This is a genomic window from Phreatobacter aquiterrae, from assembly GCF_053471285.1.
In genome coordinates this window covers 183,912-205,711 of sequence record NZ_JBJPHW010000005.1, presented here as the reverse complement: position 1 = coordinate 205,711, position 21,800 = coordinate 183,912, and the positions used below count along the sequence as shown (strand labels likewise).

Sequence of the window (21,800 nt, the reverse complement as noted above, 5' to 3'; positions counted from 1 at the left end):
TCAGGCCTTGGCTTCCTCGACCTGACGAACAACGATCGTCAGGTGCGAGAACGGCTTTTCGATCCGGGCGCCGCGACCGCGGGCACGGGCGTGGAAGCGCTTGAGCACGAAGGCCTTGCCGACATGGGCCTCGGCGACGACCAGATCGTCGACGTCGAGGTCATGATTGTTCTCGGCGTTGGCGATGGCGCTCTCGAGGCACTTCTTGACGTCGTTGGCGATCCGCTTGCGCGAGAACTCCAGGTCGGCGAGCGCGGTGTCGACCGGCTTGCCGCGGATGAGCGCGGCAACCAGGTTCAGCTTGCGCGGCGAGACGCGAAGCATGCGGGCGACCGCCTTGGCTTCGTTGTCGCTCAGGGCGCGGGGTGTTGCGGGCTTACCCATGGCTCACTTCCGCTTCGCTTTTTTGTCGGCCGCATGGCCGTAGAAGGTGCGGGTCGGCGAGAATTCGCCGAACTTGTGGCCAACCATCTCCTCGGAGACCTGCACCGGGATATGCTTCTGACCATTGTAGACACCGAAGGTCAGCCCGACGAAATGCGGGAGGATCGTGGAGCGACGGCTCCAGATCTTTACGACCTCGTGACGGCCCGACGAACGGGCTGCCTCGGCCTTCTTCAGGAGGTATCCGTCGACGAACGGACCTTTCCAGACGGAACGTGCCATGACGGGCCTCTGTTACTTCTTCTTCGAATGACGGCTCGCCAAGATGAACTTGTCGGTCCGCTTGTTCGAACGAGTCTTCTTGCCCTTGGTCGGGAAGCCCCAGGGCGTGACGGGGTGACGGCCGCCGGAGGTGCGGCCTTCGCCGCCGCCGTGCGGATGGTCGATCGGGTTCATTGCGACGCCGCGATTGTGCGAGCGCCATCCGAGCCAACGGTTACGACCGGCCTTGCCGATCGAGACGTTCATGTGGTCCGGGTTCGACACCGCGCCGATCGAGGCGAGGCAGCGGCCATGGACCAGGCGCTGTTCGCCCGAGTTCAGGCGAAGGATGACATAGCCCTCGTCGCGACCGACGATCTGGGCATAGGTACCGGCGGACCGGGCCACCGCGCCACCCTTGCCGATCTTCAGTTCCACGTTGTGCACGATGGTGCCCACCGGGATGTTGGCGATCGGCATGGCGTTGCCGGGCTTCACGTCGGCGCTTTCGGCCGAGATGACGCTGTCGCCGACAGCCAGGCGCTGCGGCGCCAGGATGTAGGAGAGCTCGCCGTCGGCGTACTTGATCAGCGCGATAAAGGCCGAGCGGTTCGGATCATACTCGATCCGCTCCACCGTCGCGGCGACGTCCGTCTTGCGACGCTTGAAGTCGACCAGACGATACGAGCGCTTGTGCCCACCGCCGCGGAAGCGGGAGGTGATGCGGCCGAGATTGTTGCGACCACCGGTCGAGGACTTGCCTTCCGTCAGAGTCTTGACGGGCTTGCCCTTGTAGAGGTCGGAGCGGTCGACCAGGACGAGCTGGCGAAGGCCCGGCGTGATCGGTTTAAAGGTCTTGAGTGCCATGGTTTACCCCTCGCCTCACAGACCGGTCGTGATGTCGATGGAGTGCCCCTCGGCGAGGGTCACGACCGCCTTCTTCACGTCCGAACGCTGGCCGAGCATGCCCTTGAAACGCTTGGTCTTGCCCTTCTGGACGAGCGTGTTGACGCCCTTGACCTTGACGTTGAACAGCTTCTCCACCGCCGCCTTGATCTGCGGCTTGGTGGCATCGATGGCCACCTTGAAGACGACCTGGTTGTGCTCCGCGACCAGCGAGCCCTTCTCGGTGATCAGCGGCGCCTTGATGACGTCGTAGTGACGCGGATCGACGGTGCTCATTTGAAGCGCGCCTCCAGTGCGTCGACGGCAGCCTTGGTCAGGACCAGGGTGTTCCGGCGCATGATGTCGTAAACGTTGATGCCCTGGACGGGGAGGACATCGACGAGCGGAATGTTGCGGGCGGCCAGCGCGAAGTTCTTGTCCACCTCGGCGCCGTCGATGATCAGCACGCTCTTGAAGCCGAGCTTCTCGAACTGCGCCTTCAGCGACTTCGTCTTGGCGGCCTCGGTCGAGGCCTTCTCCAGCACCACGATCGAGCCGGCCTTCACCTTGGTGGAGAGGGCATGCTTCAGACCGAGGGCGCGCACCTTCTTCGGCAGGTCGTGCTCGTGGGAGCGCGGCGTCGGACCGAAGGAGCGGCCACCACCGCGGAAGAGGTTGGCACGCGCGGAGGAGTGACGGGCGGAACCCGTTCCCTTCTGCTTGTACATCTTCTTACCGGTGCGATGGATCTCGGCGCGGTTCTTGACGTCGTGCGTGCCGGCGCGGCGCTTGGCAAGCTGCCAGCGCACGACGCGGTGCAGGATGTCGGCGCGGGGCTCGAGGCCGAAGATCTCGTCGGAGAGATCGACGGAACCGGCGTCGGCGCCTTCAAGGGTCTTGATTGTCAGTTTCATCTCAACCCTCCGTGGTTTCGGCAGCAGCCGGAGCAGCGTCGGCGCCCGGCAGCTTGAAGCTGCCCGGAAGCGGCGCGTCCTTCGGCAGCGGCTTCTTCACCGCGTCGCGAACGAGAATCCAGCCACCCTTCGAGCCGGGGACAGCGCCCTCGACCATGATCACGCCGCGCTCGACGTCAGTACGGACGACCTTGAGGTTCTGCGTGGTAACGCGCACGGAGCCCATGTGGCCGGCCATGCGCTTGTTCTTGAAGACCTTGCCGGGATCCTGGCGGTTACCGGTCGAACCGTGCGAGCGGTGCGAGACGGAAACGCCGTGGGTGGCGCGCAGACCGCCGAAGTTGTGGCGCTTCATGGCGCCGGCGAAGCCCTTGCCCTGGCTGGTGCCCGTCACGTCGACGAACTGGCCGGCAATGAAGTGGTCGGCCGAAAAGCGCGCGCCCACTGGCACCACTTCCTTCTCGCCCACGCGGAACTCGACGATCTCGTGCTTCGGCTCGACCTTGGCGACGGCGAAGTGGCCACGCTGGGCCTTCGACGTGTTCTTCACCTTGGCAAGGCCGGCGCCGAGCTGGAGGGCCGTGTAGCCGTCCTTCTCCGCCGTACGGTGGGCGACGACCTGACAGTCGTCCACCACCAGCACCGTCACAGGGACGTGCTCGCCGCCATCGGTGAAGATGCGGGTCATCCCCATCTTCTTGGCAATCACACCGGAACGCATCGCGCGCATTCCTCGTTTTGGGGTCGTCCGTGCCCGTGAGGCGGACCGGAGAGGACCCGGGTTACTTGAAGATGCGTCGCTCACCGGCGCATCTGGATGTCACGTCAGGCCGTCATTGGCCTGTCGCAGGACTCAGAGCTTGATCTCGACGTCGACACCGGCGGCGAGGTCGAGCTTCATCAGCGCGTCCACCGTCTGCGGGGTCGGGTCCACGATGTCGAGAAGCCGCTTGTGGGTGCGGATCTCGAACTGCTCGCGCGACTTCTTGTCGATGTGCGGCGAGCGGTTCACCGTGAACTTCTCGATCCGCGTCGGCAGCGGGATCGGCCCGCGGACCTGGGCCCCGGTGCGCTTCGCCGTGTTGACGATCTCGCGCGTCGAGGTGTCCAGGACCCGATGGTCGAACGCCTTGAGGCGGATCCGGATGTTCTGGTTCATGGGTTCGCCCCTTTAAGGCAAAGCGAAGAGGACGCACGCAATCCCGCGCGTCCTCGGGAAAACGATTAGGCGATAATCGAGGCGACGACGCCGGCGCCGACGGTGCGGCCGCCCTCACGGATGGCGAAGCGCAGCTTCTCCTCCATGGCGATCGGCACGATCAGGCTCACTTCCATGGCGATGTTGTCGCCCGGCATCACCATCTCCGTCCCCTCCGGAAGGGTCACGATGCCCGTCACGTCGGTGGTGCGGAAGTAGAACTGCGGACGGTAGTTGGTGAAGAACGGCGTGTGGCGGCCGCCCTCCTCCTTCGTCAGGATGTAGGCCTCGGCCTTGAACTTCGTGTGCGGCTTCACCGAACCCGGCTTGCACAGCACCTGGCCGCGCTCCACGTCCTCGCGCTTCGTGCCGCGCAGCAGCGCGCCGATGTTGTCGCCGGCCTGGCCCTGGTCGAGCAGCTTGCGGAACATCTCGACGCCCGTCACCACCGTCTTCTGCGTGTCGCGGATGCCGACGATCTCGATTTCCTCGCCAACCTTCACGATGCCGCGCTCGACGCGTCCGGTCACCACCGTGCCGCGGCCCGAGATCGAGAACACGTCCTCGACCGGCATCAGGAAGGGCTGGTCGATCGGACGCTCAGGCTGCGGGATGTAGGCGTCAACCGTCTCCATCAGCGCAATGATCGCCTCGCGGCCGATCTCCGGCGAACGGTCCTCGAGAGCGCACAGCGCCGAACCCTTGGTGATCGGGATGTCGTCGCCCGGGAACTCGTACTTCGACAGAAGCTCGCGAACCTCAAGCTCGACCAGCTCCAGAAGCTCGGCGTCGTCGACCATGTCCACCTTGTTCATGAACACGACCAGAGCCGGAACGCCGACCTGGCGGGCCAGAAGGATGTGCTCGCGCGTCTGCGGCATCGGGCCGTCGGCCGCCGACACCACCAGGATCGCGCCGTCCATCTGCGCCGCGCCCGTGATCATGTTCTTCACGTAGTCGGCGTGGCCGGGGCAGTCCACGTGGGCGTAGTGGCGGTTCTTCGTCTCGTACTCCACGTGAGCCGTCGAGATCGTGATGCCGCGCGCCTTCTCTTCCGGCGCCTTGTCGATCTGGTCATAGGCCGTGAACGTCGCGCCGCCAGACTCAGCCAGCACCTTCGTGATCGCAGCCGTCAGCGACGTCTTGCCGTGGTCAACGTGACCAATCGTGCCGATGTTGCAATGCGGCTTGTTGCGTTCGAACTTTTCCTTGGCCATGACGGCCTCCTTCAATGTTCGCTGCCGGAGGATCCTGATGGACCCGGTCCGGCGAGGTGACCGGGTTTAGGCGTATTTGGCCTGGACTTCGGCGGCGACGTTGGACGGCGCCTGCTCGTAGTGGCTGAACTGCATGGTGTAGCTGGCGCGGCCCTGGCTGAAGGACCGCAGCTGGTTGACGTAGCCGAACATGTTCATGAGCGGCACCTTCGCCTGGATCACGTTGGCGTTGCCGCGCATGTCCTGGCCCTGGATCTGGCCACGGCGGGAGTTGAGGTCGCCGATGACCGAACCGGTGTACTCCTCGGGGGTGACCACCTCGACCGCCATGATGGGCTCGAGCAGCACCGAACCGCACTTCTGCAGCGCCTCGCGCATGGCGGCGCGGGAAGCGATCTCGAAGGCGAGGACCGAGGAGTCGACGTCGTGGTAGGCGCCGTCGATCAGCGTCGTCTTGACGTCGACGACGGGGAAGCCGGCGATGATGCCCGCGCCCATGACCGAGTCGATGCCCTTCTCGACACCCGGGATGTATTCCTTCGGAACCGCACCGCCGACGATCTTGGACTCGAAGGCGTTGCCGGCGCCGGCCTCGTTCGGCTCGACGATGATCTTGATCTTCGCGAACTGGCCGGTGCCACCCGTCTGCTTCTTGTGGGTGTAGTCGATCTCGGCGCGCTTGGTGATCTTCTCGCGGAAGGCGACTTCCGGAGCGCCGACGGTGACGTCGACCTTGTGGGTGCGGCGCAGGATGTCGACCTTGATGTCGAGATGGAGCTCGCCCATGCCCTTGATGCGGGTCTGGCCGGACTCGGCGTCGGTGGAGACGCGGAAGGACGGATCCTCGGACGCCAGCTTCATCAGCGCCAGCGCCATCTTCTCCTGGTCCGCCTTGGTCTTCGGCTCGACGGCCATCTCGATGACCGGCTCGGGGAATTCCATGCGCTCCAGGATGACCGGCTTCTGCGGATCGCAGAGCGTGTCACCGGTGCGGGTGTCCTTGAGGCCGACCAGGGCGACGATGTCGCCGGCATAGGCCTCGGCAATTTCCTCGCGGTTGTTGGCGTGCATGAGGACCATGCGGCCGACGCGCTCGTTCTTCTCGCGGGACGAGTTGAGCAGGGCCATGCCCTTCTCGAGCTTGCCCGAGTAGATGCGGCAGAAGGTCAGGACGCCGTACTGGTCGTCCATGATCTTGAAGCCGAGCAGCGACAGCGGCTCCGAATCCGACGACTTGCGCTCGATCTCGGCGTCGGTCTTCGGGTCGATGCCCTTGATGGCCGGAACGTCGACGGGCGAGGGCAGATAATCGACGACGGCGTCGAGAAGGGTCTGCACGCCCTTGTTCTTAAACGCCGAGCCGCACAGGACCGGGAAGAAGGCGGAGGTGAGGACGGCCTTGCGGATGAGGCGCTTCAGGGTCACCTCGTCGGGCTCGTTGCCCTCCAGATAGGCTTCCATGGCGGTGTCGTCGAGTTCGACAGCAGCCTCGACCAACTCGTTGCGATACTCGGCAGCCTTCTCCTTGAGATCGTCCGGGATCTCGAGATTGGCGTCGAAGTCGGCGCCAAGCGACTCGCCCGACCAGACGACCGCCTTCATGCGGACGAGGTCGACGAGGCCCTTGAAGTTGGACTCCGAACCGATCGGAAGCTGGATGGCGATGGGCTTCGCACCGAGGCGCTTCTTGATGTCCTCGAGGCACATGTAGAAGTCGGCGCCGGTCTTATCCATCTTGTTGGCGAAGACGATGCGCGGAACCTTGTACTTGTCGCCCTGGCGCCAGACGGTCTCGGTCTGCGGCTCGACGCCCTGGTTGGAGTCGAGGACGCAAACGGCGCCGTCGAGCACGCGCAGCGAACGCTCGACCTCGATGGTGAAGTCGACGTGGCCGGGAGTGTCGATAATGTTCAGGCGCTTGCCGGCCCACTGGGCGGTCGTCGCGGCCGACGTGATGGTGATGCCGCGCTCCTGCTCCTGCTCCATGAAGTCCATGGTCGCGGCGCCGTCATGGACTTCGCCGATCTTATGGGACTTGCCGGTGTAGTAGAGGATCCGCTCGGTCGTCGTCGTCTTGCCCGCATCGATGTGGGCCATGATTCCGAAGTTGCGGTAGTCCTCGATCGCGTGCGTGCGCGGCATGATCTCAGTTCCTTCGGTTCCGGTGAACCGTGAAAGTCGTTACCAGCGGTAATGCGAGAAGGCGCGGTTGGCTTCCGCCATCTTGTGGGTGTCTTCGCGCTTCTTGACCGCGTTGCCGCGGTTATTGGCGGCGTCCAGCAGCTCGGAGGAGAGCTTGTCCACCATGGTCTTGTCGTTGCGCGAGCGGGCCGCCTGGATGAGCCAGCGGATCGCCAGGGCCTGGCGGCGCTCGGGGCGAACCTCGACCGGCACCTGGTAGGTGGCGCCGCCGACGCGGCGGGACCTGACCTCGATGGCCGGCATGACGTTCTCAAGGGCCGACTGGAACACCGTCAGGGGCTCCTGCTTCGCCTTGGATTCGATCTGGTCGAAGGCGCCGTAGACGATCTGCTCGGCTACCGACTTCTTTCCTTCGTACATGACCGAGTTCATGAACTTGGCCAGCACGACGTTGCCGTACTTCGCGTCCGGAATGACTTCGCGCTTTTCGGCCCGGTGACGACGAGACATCGCTCTCTCCGTTAATCCTGAAAGCCACCGGCCGCTCCAGCCCGGCGCCTACGCGCCTCGGCCAGGAGCGGCCGGTGGAAACAACTCTTACTTCGGCCGCTTGGCGCCGTACTTCGAACGGCGCTGCTTGCGGTTCTTGACGCCCTGCGTGTCGAGAACACCGCGCAGGATGTGGTAGCGCACGCCGGGAAGATCCTTGACGCGGCCGCCGCGGATCATGACCACGGAGTGCTCCTGGAGGTTATGACCCTCGCCAGGAATGTAACCGATGACCTCGAAACCGTTGGTCAGACGCACCTTGGCGACCTTGCGGAGCGCCGAGTTCGGCTTCTTCGGGGTCGTCGTGTAGACGCGCGTGCAGACACCACGCTTCTGCGGGCAGCCCTCCATATGGCGGGACTTCTCGCGGTAGGTGCGCGGCTGACGCGGGTTGCGGATCAGCTGGTTGACTGTCGGCATCGGCGGCCTTGTCCTTGAACCCATGAGACCCGGTCACCCGGTCCTCGGTAAAGCTTCGCTCAGCCCGATCCGTTTCCGGAACAGGCAACCGGGCGCTTCGTTTGCCCGGAAGGCAAACCGCGCCCGGCGAAAACAGAGGATCACCGTTCCTTGCGGGCGGGCGATCATGCGTTTCGATCTGACTGACGTCAGGCGATGCGGTTTCGGTTTGCTTCGATCGGAACCGGCTCAGAACCGTTCCCAGGACCGTGTGTGCAACCGACGTGCATCGGAAAGTTGGGCGGCAATACACCGTGAGTCGTCGCCCGTCAAGCGTTGCTCCCCGGAACCGGGTCCAAAGACCGTTTCTTTCGCGGACCCGGCGCAACGCGACAGAAACATTCCGGGCCTGCCCCGTCATAATCCATCAGTCTGCGCGCCCTATCCATCTCACCGGGCTCGCCGGTTTCGACCGGCATGAAAATAAGTACATTGCCCGAGAGGTGGGGAATCGGCTTATCCCGCATAGTGTGGTTTCGCAACGTCAGGCTCGACCCCTGCCGGTCCGGCTTTGCGGCGATCGTGCCAATGCTGAGGGTCCGTCGCGACCGAGTTGCCAACGGGACCGCTGTTCTCGAAGAACGCGGCCCATCATGAAAAGGATGAGGAACATGGCGTTCAGGAACGTCGTTTTCGCGGCGGTTGCCGCTGTTGCGCTGGCCGGATCGTACGGCATGACGGCCCAGGCCCAGACCGACCGGGACGGCCAGCAGCGCTGGATCAATATCGTCAACCGTTCCGGCGTGACGATCCGCGAGTTCTACATGACCGACGTCGACACCCGCGGCTGGGGCGACGATCGCCTCGGGCAGGACGTGGTTGAGCCTGGCGACTCGCTGCGTGTGGTGCCGACCCCGCGCCAGCGCTCTCGCGGCTATTGCCAGTACGACATGAAGGTCGTCTTCGCCAACGACCGCTCGGTGGAGCGCCGTGGCGTCAATCTGTGCCAGACGACCAACCTCGTCTGCACCTCGACGGGCTCCTGCCGGGTCAACTGATCCAGCCACACCCGCGTTCAAACAGAAGGGCCGCCTTTCCGGGCGGCCCTTTTTGTTTGTCCTGAGACCACGGAGCCTGGACAGGGGGCACGCCCCCTGCCCTCACAAGCCCCGTCAGGGCTGCGGGGCCTCGATGACAGCCATCTCCGCCGGAGCGCCGGCAGGGGTGCCAGCGGTCTTCTGCTTCTCGTCCAGGATGAGATCGTCGCGCTTCAGCGCGATCTCGCGGATGCGGTTCATCATGGCGCCGGTACCCGCCGGGATGAGGCGGCCGACGATGACGTTCTCCTTCAGGCCCTCGAGCGTGTCCGACTTGCCGTTGACGGCCGCCTCGGTGAGCACGCGCGTGGTCTCCTGGAAGGAGGCCGCCGAGATGAAGGACCGCGTCTGCAGCGAGGCCTTGGTGATGCCGAGCAGAACGGGCGTGCCGGTAGCCGGACGCTTGTTCTTGTCGTCGATCATCGCGAGGTTGGCCTCTTCCATCTCGGAGGCGTCAACCTGATCGCCCTGGATGAGGTCGGTGTCACCGGGATCGGTGATCTCGACCTTCTGGAGCATCTGGCGGACGATGACCTCAATGTGCTTGTCGTTGATGACGACGCCCTGGAGCCGGTAGACCTCCTGGATCTCGTTGACGAGGTAGGCAGCAAGCTCCTCCACGCCCTTGATCGCCAGGATGTCGTGCGGCGCCGGATTGCCGTCGACGATGAAGTCGCCCTTCTGCACCTCGTCGCCATCCTGCAGGTGGATGTGCTTGCCCTTCGGGATGAGGTACTCCGCCGTCTCGGCGTCGGCCTCGAAAGGCTCGATCGTCAGTCGGCGCTTCTGCTTGTAGTCCTTGCCGAAGCGCACCACGCCGGAGATTTCCGCGATGATCGCGGCATCCTTCGGACGGCGCGCCTCGAAGAGCTCGGCGACGCGCGGCAGACCGCCGGTGATGTCGCGGGTCTTGGCGCTTTCCAGCGGGATACGGGCGATGACATCGCCCGCATGGATCTGTGCGGCAGGCTCGAAGCTGATGACCGCGTCGACGGCGAGCGCGTAGCGGGCATCCGTGCCGCGCGGCAGCTTCTGCAGCTTGCCGTTGGAGTCGCGGATGACCAGCGACGGCTTGAGATCGGCCGAGCGGGTCGAGGTCCGCCAGTCGATGACGACGCGCTTGGTGAAGCCGGTCGCCTCGTCGGTGGTTTCCGCGAGGGACTGGCCGTCGACCAGATCCTCGAAGCCCAGCACACCGTCAATCTCGGAGATGATCGGGCGGGTGTAGGGATCCCACTCGGCGATGCGCTGGCCGCGCTTCACCTTGGTGCCTTCGTCGACACGGAGCTTCGCGCCGTACTGGATACGGTGCGTGGCGCGCTCGGTGCCGTCCGCATCGACGATGACGACCGCCATGTTGCGGCCCATCGCGATGAGTTCGCCTTCCGAGTTCTTCACGATCGAGCGGTTGCGGATCTTGATCGTGCCCTCGAAGGTCGCCTCGATGAACGAGGTATCGACCACCTGGGCGGCGCCGCCGATATGGAAGGTACGCATGGTGAGCTGGGTGCCCGGCTCGCCGATGGACTGCGCCGCGATGACGCCGACGGCTTCACCGATATTGACCTGCGTGCCACGGGCGAGATCGCGGCCATAGCACTGGCCGCAGACGCCGACCTTGGTCTCGCAGGTGAGCACCGAGCGGATCTTCACCTCCTGGATGCCGGCAGCGGTGATCGCATCGACGTCCTTCTCCAGGATCATGGCGCCGGCCTCGACAAGCACCTTGCCCGACGACGGGTCGGTGACGGTGACGGCAGACGAACGGCCGAGGATGCGCTGGCCCAGCGTCGCCACGACCTGGCCCGCATCGACGATGGCGCGCATGCCGATACCCTTTTCGGTATGGCAGTCACGCTCCGTGATGATGCAGTCCTGGGCCACGTCGACGAGACGGCGGGTCAGGTAGCCGGAGTTGGCGGTCTTCAGCGCGGTGTCGGCCAGACCCTTGCGGGCGCCGTGGGTGGAGTTGAAGTACTCCATCACGGACAGGCCTTCCTTGAAGTTCGAGATGATCGGCGTCTCGATGATCTCGCCCGAGGGCTTGGCCATGAGGCCGCGCATGGCGGCGAGCTGGCGCATCTGGGTGGGCGAACCACGCGCGCCCGAATGCGACATCATGTAGATCGAGTTGATCGGCTTGTCGCGACCGTTCTCGTCCTTCTTCACCGAAGAGATGCGCAGCATCATCTCCTGGGCGAGACGGTCCGAGCACTTGGCCCAGGCGTCGACGACCTTGTTGTACTTCTCGCCGTAGGTGATGAGACCGTCCAGGTACTGCTGCTCGTAGTCCTTGGTCAGCGTCCGCGTCTCCTCGACGATCGGCCACTTGTTGTCCGGGACGACCATGTCGTCCTTGCCGAAGGAGATGCCCGCCTTGTAGGCGTGGTAGAAGCCGAGCGCCATGATGCGGTCGCAGAAGATCACCGACTCCTTCTGGCCGCAGAAGCGGTAGACGGTGTCGATCATCGCCGAGATCTCCTTCTTCGTCATCAGCTTGTTGGCTGCGTCGAAGGGAACCTTGGGCGACTTCGGCAGGAGCTGGCCGAGGAGCACGCGGCCGGGCGTGGTTTCGTAGATGCGGCGGACGTGGTTGCCGTCAGGATCGAGGCCTTCCCAGCGATACTTGATCTTGGTGTGCAGGGTGACGACCTTGTTGGCCAGCGCATGCTCGAGCTCGCCGACATTGGCGAAGGCCTTGCCCTGGCCGGGCATGCCGTCCGACATCAGCGAGACGTAGTAAAGGCCGAGCACGATGTCCTGCGAGGGCACGATGATCGGCGCGCCGTTCGCCGGATGCAGGATGTTGTTGGTCGACATCATGAGGACGCGCGCTTCCAGCTGCGCCTCGAGCGACAGCGGGACGTGCACGGCCATCTGGTCACCGTCGAAGTCGGCGTTGAAGGCCGAGCAGACGAGCGGGTGCAGCTGGATCGCCTTGCCCTCGATCAGCACCGGCTCGAAGGCCTGGATGCCGAGGCGGTGAAGCGTCGGGGCGCGGTTGAGCAGGACCGGATGTTCGCGGATGACCTCGTCGAGGATGTCCCAGACCTCGGGACGCTCCTTCTCGACCAGCTTCTTGGCCTGCTTGACGGTGGCCGACAGGCCTTTGGCGTCGAGGCGGGCGTAGATGAAGGGCTTGAACAGCTCCAGCGCCATCTTCTTCGGCAGGCCGCACTGGTGCAGCTTCATTTCCGGGCCGACGACGATGACCGAACGGCCGGAATAGTCGACGCGCTTGCCGAGCAGGTTCTGGCGGAAGCGGCCCTGCTTGCCCTTCAGCATGTCGGCGAGCGACTTCAGCGGGCGCTTGTTGGCGCCCGTGATGACGCGGCCGCGCCGGCCGTTGTCGAACAGCGCATCGACCGCTTCCTGAAGCATGCGCTTCTCGTTGCGGATGATGATGTCCGGCGCGCGCAGCTCGATCAGCCGCTTCAGGCGGTTGTTGCGGTTGATGACGCGGCGATAGAGGTCGTTGAGGTCGGACGTCGCGAAGCGGCCGCCGTCCAGCGGCACGAGCGGACGCAGGTCCGGCGGGATGACCGGGACGACCGTCAGGATCATCCACTCCGGCTTGTTGCCGGACTGGATGAAGGCCTCGATGATCTTCAGGCGCTTGGCGAGCTTCTTCGGCTTCAGCTCGGTGGTGGCCTCGGAGATCTCCTTGCGGGTATCGGCGGCCAGCTTCTCCAGGTCGAGGCTGCGCAGCAGCTCGCGGATAGCCTCGGCGCCGATCAGGGCGGTGAAGCTATCGTCGCCGAACTCGTCCTGCGCCTTGATGTACTCCTCCTCGGAGAGAAGCTGACGCTCCTTCAGCGAGGTCAGGCCCGGCTCGATAACGCAGTAGTATTCGAAATAGAGGATCCGTTCGAGGTCCTTCAGCGGCATGTCGAGCAGGAGGCCGATGCGGCTCGGCAGCGACTTCAGGAACCAGATGTGGGCAACGGGAGCGGCGAGCTCGATGTGGCCCATGCGCTCGCGACGCACGCGCGAGAGGGTGACCTCGACGCCGCACTTCTCGCAGATGATGCCCTTGTACTTCATGCGCTTGTACTTGCCGCACAAGCACTCGTAGTCCTTGATAGGTCCGAAGATGCGGGCGCAGAACAAACCGTCACGCTCGGGCTTGAACGTGCGGTAGTTGATCGTCTCCGGCTTCTTGATCTCGCCGAACGACCAGGAAAGGATCTTCTCCGGGCTCGCGATCGAGATCTTGATCTGATCGAACGTGGCCGGCTGCGTGGTCGGATTGAAGAGATTTGCGATCTCTTGGTTCATCGCCGTCTCCTAAGCCCGGTCTCCCGGGGGGAAGTTCGGGGCCGGAAATGAATCCCGGCCGATGAAAGCGTCGTCAGGTGGAACGTCTCGGGGGACCGGGCGGGCCCGATCCCCGGGCAGGCTCGAACGCCTTACTCGGCGGCCTGCTGTCCCACGTCGTCGTTGTCGGTGCGCACCGGCTTGGAGACAGCAAGCTCGACGTTGAGGCCGAGCGAGCGCATTTCCTTGACCAGCACGTTGAAGCTCTCCGGAATGCCGGCCTCGAAGGTATCGTCGCCGCGGACGATCGCCTCATAGACCTTGGTACGGCCGGCCACGTCGTCCGACTTCACCGTGAGCATTTCCTGCAGCGTGTAGGCGGCGCCATAGGCTTCGAGCGCCCAGACCTCCATCTCGCCGAAGCGCTGGCCACCGAACTGCGCCTTGCCGCCCAGCGGCTGCTGGGTCACGAGCGAGTAGGGGCCGATCGACCGGGCGTGGATCTTGTCGTCCACGAGGTGGTGCAGCTTCAGCATGTAGATGTAGCCGACGGTGACCTGGCGATCGAACACCTCGCCCGTCTTGCCGTCGAACAGCGTCACCTGACCGGAGTGGTTCAGACCCGCCAGGTCGAGCATGGTCTCGATGTCGGCCTCCTTCGCGCCGTCGAAGACGGGGGTTGCGAAGTGGACGCCGCGCCGCGTGTTGCGGGCGAGCTCGACGAGGTTGGCCTCGTCCAGCGCGCCAATCTGCGCGTCGTCACCGTAGATCTTCGTGAAGGCCTCCTTCAGCGGCTTCACGTTCTTCGAGCGCATGTAGGCGTCGTAGGCCTCACCGACCATCTTGCCGAGGCCGGCGGCGGCCCAGCCGAGATGGGTCTCCAGGATCTGGCCGACGTTCATGCGGCTCGGCACGCCCAGCGGGTTCAGCACGATATCGGCATGAGTGCCGTCCTCGAGGAACGGCATGTCCTCGATCGGCACGATGCGCGACACGACGCCCTTGTTGCCGTGACGGCCGGCCATCTTGTCGCCCGGCTGGATCTTGCGCTTCACGGCGATGAAGACCTTGACCATCTTCATCACGCCCGGAGGCAGTTCGTCGCCGCGCTGCAGCTTTTCGACCTTGTCCAGGAAGCGCTGCTCGAGGCGGCGCTTGGACTCGTCATACTGCTTCCGCATGGCCTCGATCTCGGCCATCAGGGCGTCGTCGGCAACGCCGAAGGCCCACCACTGACCGCGCGGATATTCCGCCAGAAGGTCGCGGCTCAGCGCCGTGTCCTTCTTGAAGCCCTTGGGGCCGGAGATGCCGGTCTTGCCATCCAGCACCTCGGCGAGACGGCCATAGACGTTGCGGTCGAGGATCGCCTGCTCGTCGTCGCGGTCCTTGGCGAGACGCTCGATCTCCTCGCGCTCGATCGCCATGGCACGCTCGTCCTTGTCGACGCCGTGGCGGTTGAACACGCGCACTTCGACGATGGTGCCGGTAACGCCCGGGGGCACGCGCAGCGAGGTGTCGCGCACGTCCGAGGCCTTCTCGCCGAAGATGGCGCGCAGGAGCTTTTCCTCCGGCGTCATCGGGCTCTCGCCCTTCGGCGTGATCTTGCCGACGAGGATGTCACCCGCCTGCACTTCCGCGCCGATATAGACGATGCCGGCCTCGTCGAGGTTTTTCAGCGCCTCTTCCGAGACGTTCGGAATATCGCGCGTGATCTCCTCCGGACCGAGCTTGGTGTCGCGGGCCGAGACCTCGAACTCCTCGATGTGGATGGAGGTGAACACGTCCTCCTTCACGATCCGCTCGGAGAGCAGGATGGAGTCCTCGAAGTTGTAGCCGTTCCACGGCATGAACGCGACGAGCACGTTGCGGCCGAGCGCCAGATCGCCGAGGTCGGTCGAGGGGCCGTCGGCCAGGATCTCGCCCTTCTTGACGATGTCGCCGACGCGCACCAGCGGACGCTGGTTGATGCAGGTCGACTGGTTCGAGCGCTGGAACTTCATCAGGCGGTAGATGTCGACGCCCGACTTGGTCGGGTCGAGATCTTCCGTGGCGCGGATGACGATACGGGTGGCGTCCACCTGGTCGACGACGCCGGTGCGGCGGGCGGCGATGGCGGCGCCCGAGTCACGGGCCACGACCGACTCCATGCCGGTGCCGACGAAGGGCGCATCGGCCTTCACCAGCGGCACGGCCTGACGCTGCATGTTCGAGCCCATGAGGGCGCGGTTGGCGTCGTCGTTCTCGAGGAACGGGATGAGGGCGGCCGCGACCGACACGAGCTGCTTCGGCGACACGTCCATGAAGTCGACGCGATCGACCGGCAGCAGCAGGGTCTCGCCTGCCTGACGGCAGATGACGAGGTCCTCCATGAACTTGCCGTTCTTGTCGATCGGCGCGTTCGCCTGGGCGACCGAGTACTTCCCCTCCTCCATGGCGGACAGGTAGATCACCTCGTCGGTGACCCGGCCGTCGCGCACCTTGCGGTAGGGCGTCTCGATGAAGCCGTACTTGTTGACGCGGGCGAAGGTCGCCAGCGAGTTGATGAGGCCGATATTCGGGCCCTCCGGCGTCTCGATCGGGCAGATGCGGCCGTAATGGGTCGGGTGCACGTCGCGCACCTCGAAGCCGGCGCGCTCGCGCGACAGACCACCGGGTCCAAGCGCCGAGAGGCGGCGCTTGTGGGTGATCTCGGACAGCGGGTTGGTCTGGTCCATGAACTGCGAGAGCTGCGAGGAGCCGAAGAACTCGCGCACGGCGGCAGCCGCCGGCTTGGCGTTGATCAGGTCCTGCGGCATGACCGTGTCGATCTCGACCGAGGACATGCGCTCCTTGATGGCGCGCTCCATGCGGAGCAGGCCGACGCGGTACTGGTTCTCCATGAGCTCGCCGACCGAGCGCACGCGGCGGTTGCCGAGATGGTCGATGTCGTCGATCTCGCCCTTGCCGTCGCGCAATTCGACCAGCGTCTTGACCACGGCGAGGATGTCGTCCTTGCGCAGGATGCGCACGGTGTCCTCGGCGGTGAGGTCGAGGCGCATGTTCATCTTCACGCGGCCGACCGCGGAGAGGTCGTAGCGCTCGGAATCGAAGAACAGCGAGTGGAACATCGCCTCGGCGGTCTCGACCGTCGGCGGCTCGCCCGGACGCATGACGCGGTAGATGTCGAACAGCGCGTCCTCGCGCGTCATGTTCTTGTCGGCGGCCAGGGTGTTGCGGATATAGGCGCCGATGGTGACATGGTCGATGTCGAGGGTCGGAAGCTCCTCGTAGCCCTCGGCCACGAGCATCTTCAACATCTTCTCGGAGATCTCCTCGCCGGCCTCGGCGTAGATCTCGCCGGTCTTCATGTTGACCATGTCCTCGGCGAGGTAGCGACCCGCCAGTTCCTCGGTCGACAGACGCAACGCCTTCAGGCCCTTCTCGGCCAGCTTCTTCGCCTCGCGGACGGAGAGCTTCTTGCCGGCGTCGAGCACGACCTCGCCGGAATCGGCGTCGATCATGTCGTTGGCGGCCTTGAAGCCGCGCATGCGGGCGGCGTCATAGGGAACGCGCCAGCCATCCTTCTTGTCCTTCGTGACGACGATGCGGTCGTAGAAGGTCGAGAGGATGTCCTCGGAATTCATGCCCAGCGCGTAGAGCAGGCTCGTCACCGGAATCTTGCGGCGGCGATCGATGCGCGCATAGACGATGTCCTTGGCGTCGAACTCGATGTCGAGCCAGGACCCGCGATAGGGGATGATGCGGGCGGCGAAGAGCAGCTTGCCCGACGAATGGGTCTTGCCCTTGTCGTGGTCGAAGAACACGCCCGGCGAACGGTGCATCTGCGAGACGATGACGCGCTCGGTGCCGTTGACGATGAAGGTGCCGTTCGACGTCATGAGCGGGATGTCGCCCATGTAGACGTCCTGCTCCTTGATGTCCTTGACGGACTTGGCGCCGGTGTCGGCGTCCACATCGAACACGATGAGGCGCAGCGTCACCTTGAGCGGGGCGGCGAAGGTCATGCCGCGCTGGCGGCACTCGTCGACGTCGTACTTCGGCGGCTCGAACTCGTACTTCACGAACTCCAGCATGGCGCTGCCGGAGAAGTCGGTGATCGGGAATACCGACTTGAAGACGGCCTGCAGCCCCTCGTCGGAGCGTCCGCCCTTCGGCTCGTCGACCATCAGGAACTGGTCATAGGACGACTTCTGAACCTCGATGAGGTTCGGCATCGTCGCTACTTCCCTGATTTTGCCGAAGAACTTGCGGAACCTTTTGCGGCCGGTGAAAGTCTGAGCCATGTCGCCTCTCGCTTGGGCCGCCAGGCGTCGGCGGCGGCCCTGGTTCCAGCGGCGGGCGGGCTTGATGGAGCCGCTCCCGTCGCAGACGCCTGACCGGACGGTCCACATGCGGGTCGATGGGCGACCCTGGACCGTCCGGTCAAACGCTGACACCTCTGTTGAACACGCGGTGCCTTCCGGCCCCGCAATCTCTACTCGCCCGCCGCATGGCGGCTTCCGGTTCGGTCGCCCGATCCGGAAGGATCCACGCGGGCGACCCGGAGGCCGCCCGCGCGGAAGACAATCACTTCAGTTCGACCTTGGCGCCGGCGGCCTCGAGCTGCTTCTTCAGCTTCTCGGCCTCGTCCTTGCCAACGCCTTCCTTGACGGCCTTCGGAGCACCCTCGACGAGGTCCTTGGCTTCCTTCAGGCCGAGGCCGGTGATGGCGCGGACTTCCTTGATCACCTCGATCTTCTTGTCGCCGGTGGCGGCAAGCATCACGGTGAACTCGGTCTGCTCCTCGACCGGGGCAGCGGCAGCGCCGGCGCCCGGGCCGGCAGCGACGGCCACAGCGGCAGCGGCGGAGACGCCCCACTTCTCTTCGAGCATCTTGGCGAGCTCGGCGGCCTCGAGAACGGTGAGCGACGACAGCTCGTCGACGATTTTGGCAAGATCAGCCATTTGCATTTTCCTTTTGAACGGTTCGAACCGGTTTGAGTGAGAGAAGCCTCACGCGGCCTTGTCTCGGTCGGCATAAGCGTTGAACACGCGGGCCAGCTTGGCAGCGGGCGCGGTCGAGAGCTGGGCGATCTTGGTCGCGGGAGCCTGGATAAGGCCCACGAGCTTGGCGCGCAGTTCGTCGAGCGACGGCAGTGTGGCGAGAGCCTTCACTCCGTCCGCATTCAGTGCAGTGGTCCCCATGGCGCCGCCAAGGATGACAAACTTGTCATGGGCCTTGGCGAAGTCGGAGGCGACCTTCGGTGCCGCGACCGGATCATGGCTGATGGCCAGGATCGTGGGGCCCTTCAGGAGGGCTCCGATCGACGCGACGTCCGTGCCTTCGAGAGCGATCTTGGCGAGGCGGTTCTTTGTGACCTTCACGGACGCGCCCTGGGCCTTCATCTTGCGACGAAGGTCCTGCATCTGCGCGACGGTGAGGCCGGAATAGTGAGCGACGACGACGACGCCGGAGGTCTTAAAGACCTCGTTGAGCGTGCCGACCAGCTCCTTCTTTTCCGTGCGATCCACGTTTGCTCTCTCTGGTCGGGGCCTCCTTGCGGAAAACCCCGGGTTGCACCTGCCGATCATCGGCGCCGGCGAGCCGGCCATCCGAACGATCGGCGTTCGGCCCTGTCCCCTCTGGAACACCGCGGGATGAAACATCCCCCGGCCGAGGTGCCTTGAGTTCGAACCCTTCCCTCGGCGTCGCCGCCGGTGAAATGGTCTTCACCCGTCTGTGCAGGCTTGGCGATTAAGAGGGAAAGACCCCTCGCCTGCAGTCTCGGACAGGACATTCCGGTCTCGCGGTCCCGGGTCCTCGGACCCTTGTGGGACAACTCCACCGGCCTTGCCGCGCGGGTTTCCCTGCGCGGAAGCTCTTCAAAACTCGTGTCGGACTCCTGATCGAGGTCCCGGACCGCATCCGCGGACCTTTGCGACGATCGCGACCCCAAACCGGCGAATCGCGATCCATAGCCCAAACGCAATGAGGGCGTGGTTGCCCACACCCCTAGCCGGCGTCGTCTAGCAAAGGCTGTTCCACTTGCCAAGTGGGGCACGCGATTTTTTTGGCGCGCCCCGCTTCCCATGCAAGCCTGCGTCCCGAACGCGCGACCTGTCGGGGCACACGCGCAAGGCGCGTGCCCCGTCATGGATCATCAGGCGTTCAGAACACTCGACGGGTCGACCTTCACGCCCGGACCCATCGTCGAGGAGATCGCGATCTTCTGGACGTAGTTGCCCTTGGCGCCGGCCGGCTTGGCCTTCACGACGGCGTCGGCGAAGGCCTTGATGTTCTCGATCAGCTTGCCCTGGTCGAAGGACACCTTGCCGACGGCCGAGTGGATGATGCCGGCCTTCTCGACGCGGAACTCCACCGCACCGCCCTTGGAGGCGGCGACGGCCGACTTCACGTCCATGGTCACGGTGCCGACCTTCGGGTTCGGCATCAGGCCGCGCGGGCCCAGCACCTTACCGAGGCGGCCGACGAGGCCCATCATGTCCGGAGTGGCGATGCAGCGATCGAAATCGATCTTGCCGCCCTGGACGATCTCCAGCAGGTCCTCGGCGCCGACGATGTCGGCACCCGCCGCCTTGGCCTCGTCGGCCTTGGCGCCGCGGGCGAAGACCGCCACGCGCAGGGTCCGGCCGGAGCCGTTCGGCAGGTTGCAGACGCCGCGGACCATCTGGTCGGCGTGGCGCGGGTCGACGCCGAGATTCATCGCGATCTCGATGGTCTCGTCGAACTTCGCCGTGGCGCGCTCCTTCACGAGCTTCACCGCGTCGTCGATCGAATAGGTCTTGGCGGCGTCGATGCCCTCGAGGGTCTTACGATAGCGCTTTCCGCTCATGGCTTACCCCACCACCTCAAGGCCCATGGAACGGGCCGAGCCTTCGATCATCGACGAGGCCGATTCGACCGAGTCGCAGTTCATGTCGACCATCTTCGACTTGGCGATCTCGGCGATCTGGGCGCGCGTGATCTTGCCGATGAAGCCCTTGCCGGGGGTCGTGTGGCCCTTGTCGATCTTGGCGGCCTTCTTCACCCAGTAGGTGACGGGGGGCTGCTTCATCTCGAAGGTGAAGGAACGGTCCTGGTAGGCGGTGATGACGACCGGAATCGGCATCCCCTTCTCCATCTGCTGGGTCTTCGCGTTGAAGGCCTTGCAGAATTCCATGATGTTCAGGCCGCGCTGACCGAGAGCGGGGCCGATCGGCGGGGCGGGGTTAGCGGCCCCGGCCGGCACCTGCAGCTTGATGAATCCGACGATTTTCTTCGCCATGATATCCTCCTGACGCGCCTTTTTCGGGCGGCCGGTTGGGTTTCGTGGTCGGGTTCGGGAAGGATGGCGAACCGCCTCCCCTCGCCTCCCACGGGTGAAGGAGGAGCGGCGAACCGCACCTCCGCCGGATACCCTTGGGCATCCGGTTCAGGCCGCCGGACGAGTCCGGCGGCGCATCGGGTCAGAGCTTGTCGACCTGACCGAATTCCAGTTCCACCGGCGTCGGCCGGCCGAAGATCGAGACCGCCACCTTGACGCGGGCGCGGCCGTCGTCGACCTCCTCGATGAAGCCCTCGAAGGAGGCGAAGGGACCGTCGTTGACCCGCACCTTCTCGCCGACCTCGAAGGAGATCGTGGTCTTGGGGCGGTCGACGCCCTCCTGGACCTGCTGGGCGATGCGCATCGCCTCGGCCTCCGGGATCGGCATCGGCTTCTTGTCGGCGCCGAGGAAGCCGGTGACCTTCGGGGTGTTCTTGATCAGGTGGTAGGCCTGATCGGTCATGTCCATCTTCACCAGGACATAGCCGGGGAAGAACTTGCGCTCGGTGTCGATCTTGCGGCCGCGGCGCACCTCGGTGACGCGCTCCTTTGGCACCAGGATGTCCTCGAACAGCTCAGACAGGCCGCGCTGGGCCGCGCCTTCGCGGATGGCCTCGGCCACCTTGTTCTCGAAGTTCGAATAGGCGTGGACCACGTACCACTGCTTCGCCACGGACGGGCTCCCTCAGCTGCCGAGCGACAGGAGCGCCTGGACGCCCCAGCGGATCGCCGAATCGGCGATGAAGAAGAAGATCGCCGAGACGATCATGAAGATCACGACCATCATCGAGGAGATGCCGACTTCCTTGCGGGTCGGCCAGGTGACCTTGTTGGCCTCCTGGCGGACTTGCTGCATGAACTCGACGGGATTGGTCTTGGCCATGGTGTGAATCCGGACAGGGCCGCACACCGCTCCCGCCCTCTGGGGGCGAAAGCCGGCGCGTCGGCCCACAGAAAGGGAAGCGCGTCCCGCCGGATGTCCGTTACCGGGCCGGCAGGGAGTGGCGTCTGCTACCCGAAACGGGAGGGGCCGTCAAGGAAAGCGGTGGCGCAGGCACGCCTGAACGGAGAAGGCCCGGCGCTTGTCGCACCGGGCCTTTCCGAAATTGGCAGGGGCTGGGGGATTCGAACCCACGACCTGCGGTTTTGGAGACCGCCGCTCTACCAGCTGAGCTAAACCCCTAGAGGACCGC

At 64.9% G+C, this 21,800-nt stretch carries 20 protein-coding genes and 1 tRNA gene; 1 reads left to right on the top strand and 20 read right to left on the bottom strand.

Going from position 1 to position 21,800, the window contains the following annotated elements; all coding sequences use genetic code 11:
• The 11 genes from rplV to rpsL all read right to left on the bottom strand — a co-directional run bounded on the left by rplV (nt 1) and on the right by rpsL (nt 7,970).
• Entirely contained in the window at nt 1–384 is a 384-nt protein-coding gene (gene rplV, locus ACJ4V0_RS10010) for a 50S ribosomal protein L22 (protein WP_448299429.1), read from the bottom strand.
• 3 nt (nt 385–387) lie between these two features.
• Nucleotides 388–666: a 30S ribosomal protein S19 gene (gene rpsS, locus ACJ4V0_RS10005; RefSeq protein ID WP_448299428.1), complete on the bottom strand. Its 279-nt coding sequence runs from the start codon at nt 664–666 to the stop codon at nt 388–390.
• Nucleotides 667–678: 12 nt separating this feature from the next.
• Entirely contained in the window at nt 679–1,512 is an 834-nt protein-coding gene (gene rplB, locus ACJ4V0_RS10000) for a 50S ribosomal protein L2 (RefSeq protein ID WP_448299427.1), read from the bottom strand.
• Nucleotides 1,513–1,527: 15 nt separating this feature from the next.
• Nucleotides 1,528–1,827, bottom strand: coding sequence for a 50S ribosomal protein L23 (locus ACJ4V0_RS09995; RefSeq protein ID WP_448299426.1), 300 nt, complete (start codon nt 1,825–1,827; stop codon nt 1,528–1,530).
• Entirely contained in the window at nt 1,824–2,444 is a 621-nt protein-coding gene (gene rplD / locus ACJ4V0_RS09990; RefSeq protein ID WP_448299425.1) for a 50S ribosomal protein L4, read from the bottom strand. The genes ACJ4V0_RS09995 and rplD overlap by 4 nt, the downstream gene beginning before the upstream one ends.
• Nucleotide 2,445: 1 nt before the next feature.
• Nucleotides 2,446–3,165 carry a 50S ribosomal protein L3 gene (gene rplC, locus ACJ4V0_RS09985; RefSeq protein ID WP_448299424.1) on the bottom strand — a complete coding sequence of 240 codons (720 nt, stop codon included), beginning with the start codon at nt 3,163–3,165 and terminating at the stop codon, nt 2,446–2,448.
• Between the two features lie 132 nt (nt 3,166–3,297).
• Nucleotides 3,298–3,603: a 30S ribosomal protein S10 gene (gene rpsJ, locus ACJ4V0_RS09980; protein ID WP_106748008.1), complete on the bottom strand. Its 306-nt coding sequence runs from the start codon at nt 3,601–3,603 to the stop codon at nt 3,298–3,300.
• Nucleotides 3,604–3,668: 65 nt separating this feature from the next.
• The gene (gene tuf / locus ACJ4V0_RS09975) at nt 3,669–4,859 is read right to left on the bottom strand and encodes an elongation factor Tu (RefSeq protein WP_448299414.1); all 1,191 of its coding nucleotides are present in this window, start codon (nt 4,857–4,859) and stop codon (nt 3,669–3,671) included.
• Nucleotides 4,860–4,925: 66 nt separating this feature from the next.
• Nucleotides 4,926–7,001: an elongation factor G gene (gene fusA / locus ACJ4V0_RS09970; RefSeq protein ID WP_448299423.1), complete on the bottom strand. Its 2,076-nt coding sequence runs from the start codon at nt 6,999–7,001 to the stop codon at nt 4,926–4,928.
• A gap of 39 nt (nt 7,002–7,040) precedes the next feature.
• Nucleotides 7,041–7,511 (bottom strand): 30S ribosomal protein S7, encoded by a 471-nt coding sequence (gene rpsG, locus ACJ4V0_RS09965; protein ID WP_448299422.1) that lies wholly within the window; start codon nt 7,509–7,511, stop codon nt 7,041–7,043.
• Between the two features lie 87 nt (nt 7,512–7,598).
• Entirely contained in the window at nt 7,599–7,970 is a 372-nt protein-coding gene (gene rpsL / locus ACJ4V0_RS09960; protein ID WP_305578066.1) for a 30S ribosomal protein S12, read from the bottom strand.
• Between the two features lie 650 nt (nt 7,971–8,620).
• On the opposite strand from rpsL, the gene ACJ4V0_RS09955 reads away from it, so the two are divergent.
• Nucleotides 8,621–9,007, top strand: a complete 387-nt coding sequence (locus tag ACJ4V0_RS09955) for a hypothetical protein (RefSeq protein WP_448299421.1) — start codon at nt 8,621–8,623, stop codon at nt 9,005–9,007.
• A 114-nt stretch (nt 9,008–9,121) separates the two neighbouring features.
• Here ACJ4V0_RS09955 and rpoC read toward each other — a convergent pair whose 3' ends face one another.
• From rpoC to ACJ4V0_RS09910, 9 genes are all read right to left on the bottom strand, one after another.
• The gene (rpoC, locus tag ACJ4V0_RS09950; RefSeq protein WP_448299420.1) at nt 9,122–13,324 is read right to left on the bottom strand and encodes a DNA-directed RNA polymerase subunit beta'; all 4,203 of its coding nucleotides are present in this window, start codon (nt 13,322–13,324) and stop codon (nt 9,122–9,124) included.
• 131 nt (nt 13,325–13,455) lie between these two features.
• Nucleotides 13,456–17,586 carry a DNA-directed RNA polymerase subunit beta gene (rpoB, locus tag ACJ4V0_RS09945; protein ID WP_448299419.1) on the bottom strand — a complete coding sequence of 1,377 codons (4,131 nt, stop codon included), beginning with the start codon at nt 17,584–17,586 and terminating at the stop codon, nt 13,456–13,458.
• A 283-nt stretch (nt 17,587–17,869) separates the two neighbouring features.
• Nucleotides 17,870–18,247 carry a 50S ribosomal protein L7/L12 gene (gene rplL, locus ACJ4V0_RS09940; protein ID WP_448299418.1) on the bottom strand — a complete coding sequence of 126 codons (378 nt, stop codon included), beginning with the start codon at nt 18,245–18,247 and terminating at the stop codon, nt 17,870–17,872.
• A gap of 48 nt (nt 18,248–18,295) precedes the next feature.
• A complete protein-coding gene (gene rplJ / locus ACJ4V0_RS09935) occupies nt 18,296–18,814 on the bottom strand; it encodes a 50S ribosomal protein L10 (protein ID WP_448299522.1) in 519 nt (172 codons plus the stop codon).
• Between the two features lie 629 nt (nt 18,815–19,443).
• Complete coding sequence (rplA, locus tag ACJ4V0_RS09930; protein WP_448299417.1) at nt 19,444–20,136, bottom strand: 50S ribosomal protein L1; 693 nt, start codon at nt 20,134–20,136, stop codon at nt 19,444–19,446.
• Between the two features lie 3 nt (nt 20,137–20,139).
• On the bottom strand, nt 20,140–20,568 hold the full coding sequence (rplK, locus tag ACJ4V0_RS09925) for a 50S ribosomal protein L11 (protein WP_444749725.1): 429 nt from the start codon (nt 20,566–20,568) through the stop codon (nt 20,140–20,142).
• A 181-nt stretch (nt 20,569–20,749) separates the two neighbouring features.
• Nucleotides 20,750–21,280 (bottom strand): transcription termination/antitermination protein NusG, encoded by a 531-nt coding sequence (gene nusG / locus ACJ4V0_RS09920; protein ID WP_448299416.1) that lies wholly within the window; start codon nt 21,278–21,280, stop codon nt 20,750–20,752.
• A 12-nt stretch (nt 21,281–21,292) separates the two neighbouring features.
• Complete coding sequence (gene secE / locus ACJ4V0_RS09915; protein ID WP_448299415.1) at nt 21,293–21,490, bottom strand: preprotein translocase subunit SecE; 198 nt, start codon at nt 21,488–21,490, stop codon at nt 21,293–21,295.
• 224 nt (nt 21,491–21,714) lie between these two features.
• Nucleotides 21,715–21,790 (bottom strand) — tRNA-Trp (locus tag ACJ4V0_RS09910).
• Between the last annotated feature and the right edge of the window lie 10 nt (nt 21,791–21,800).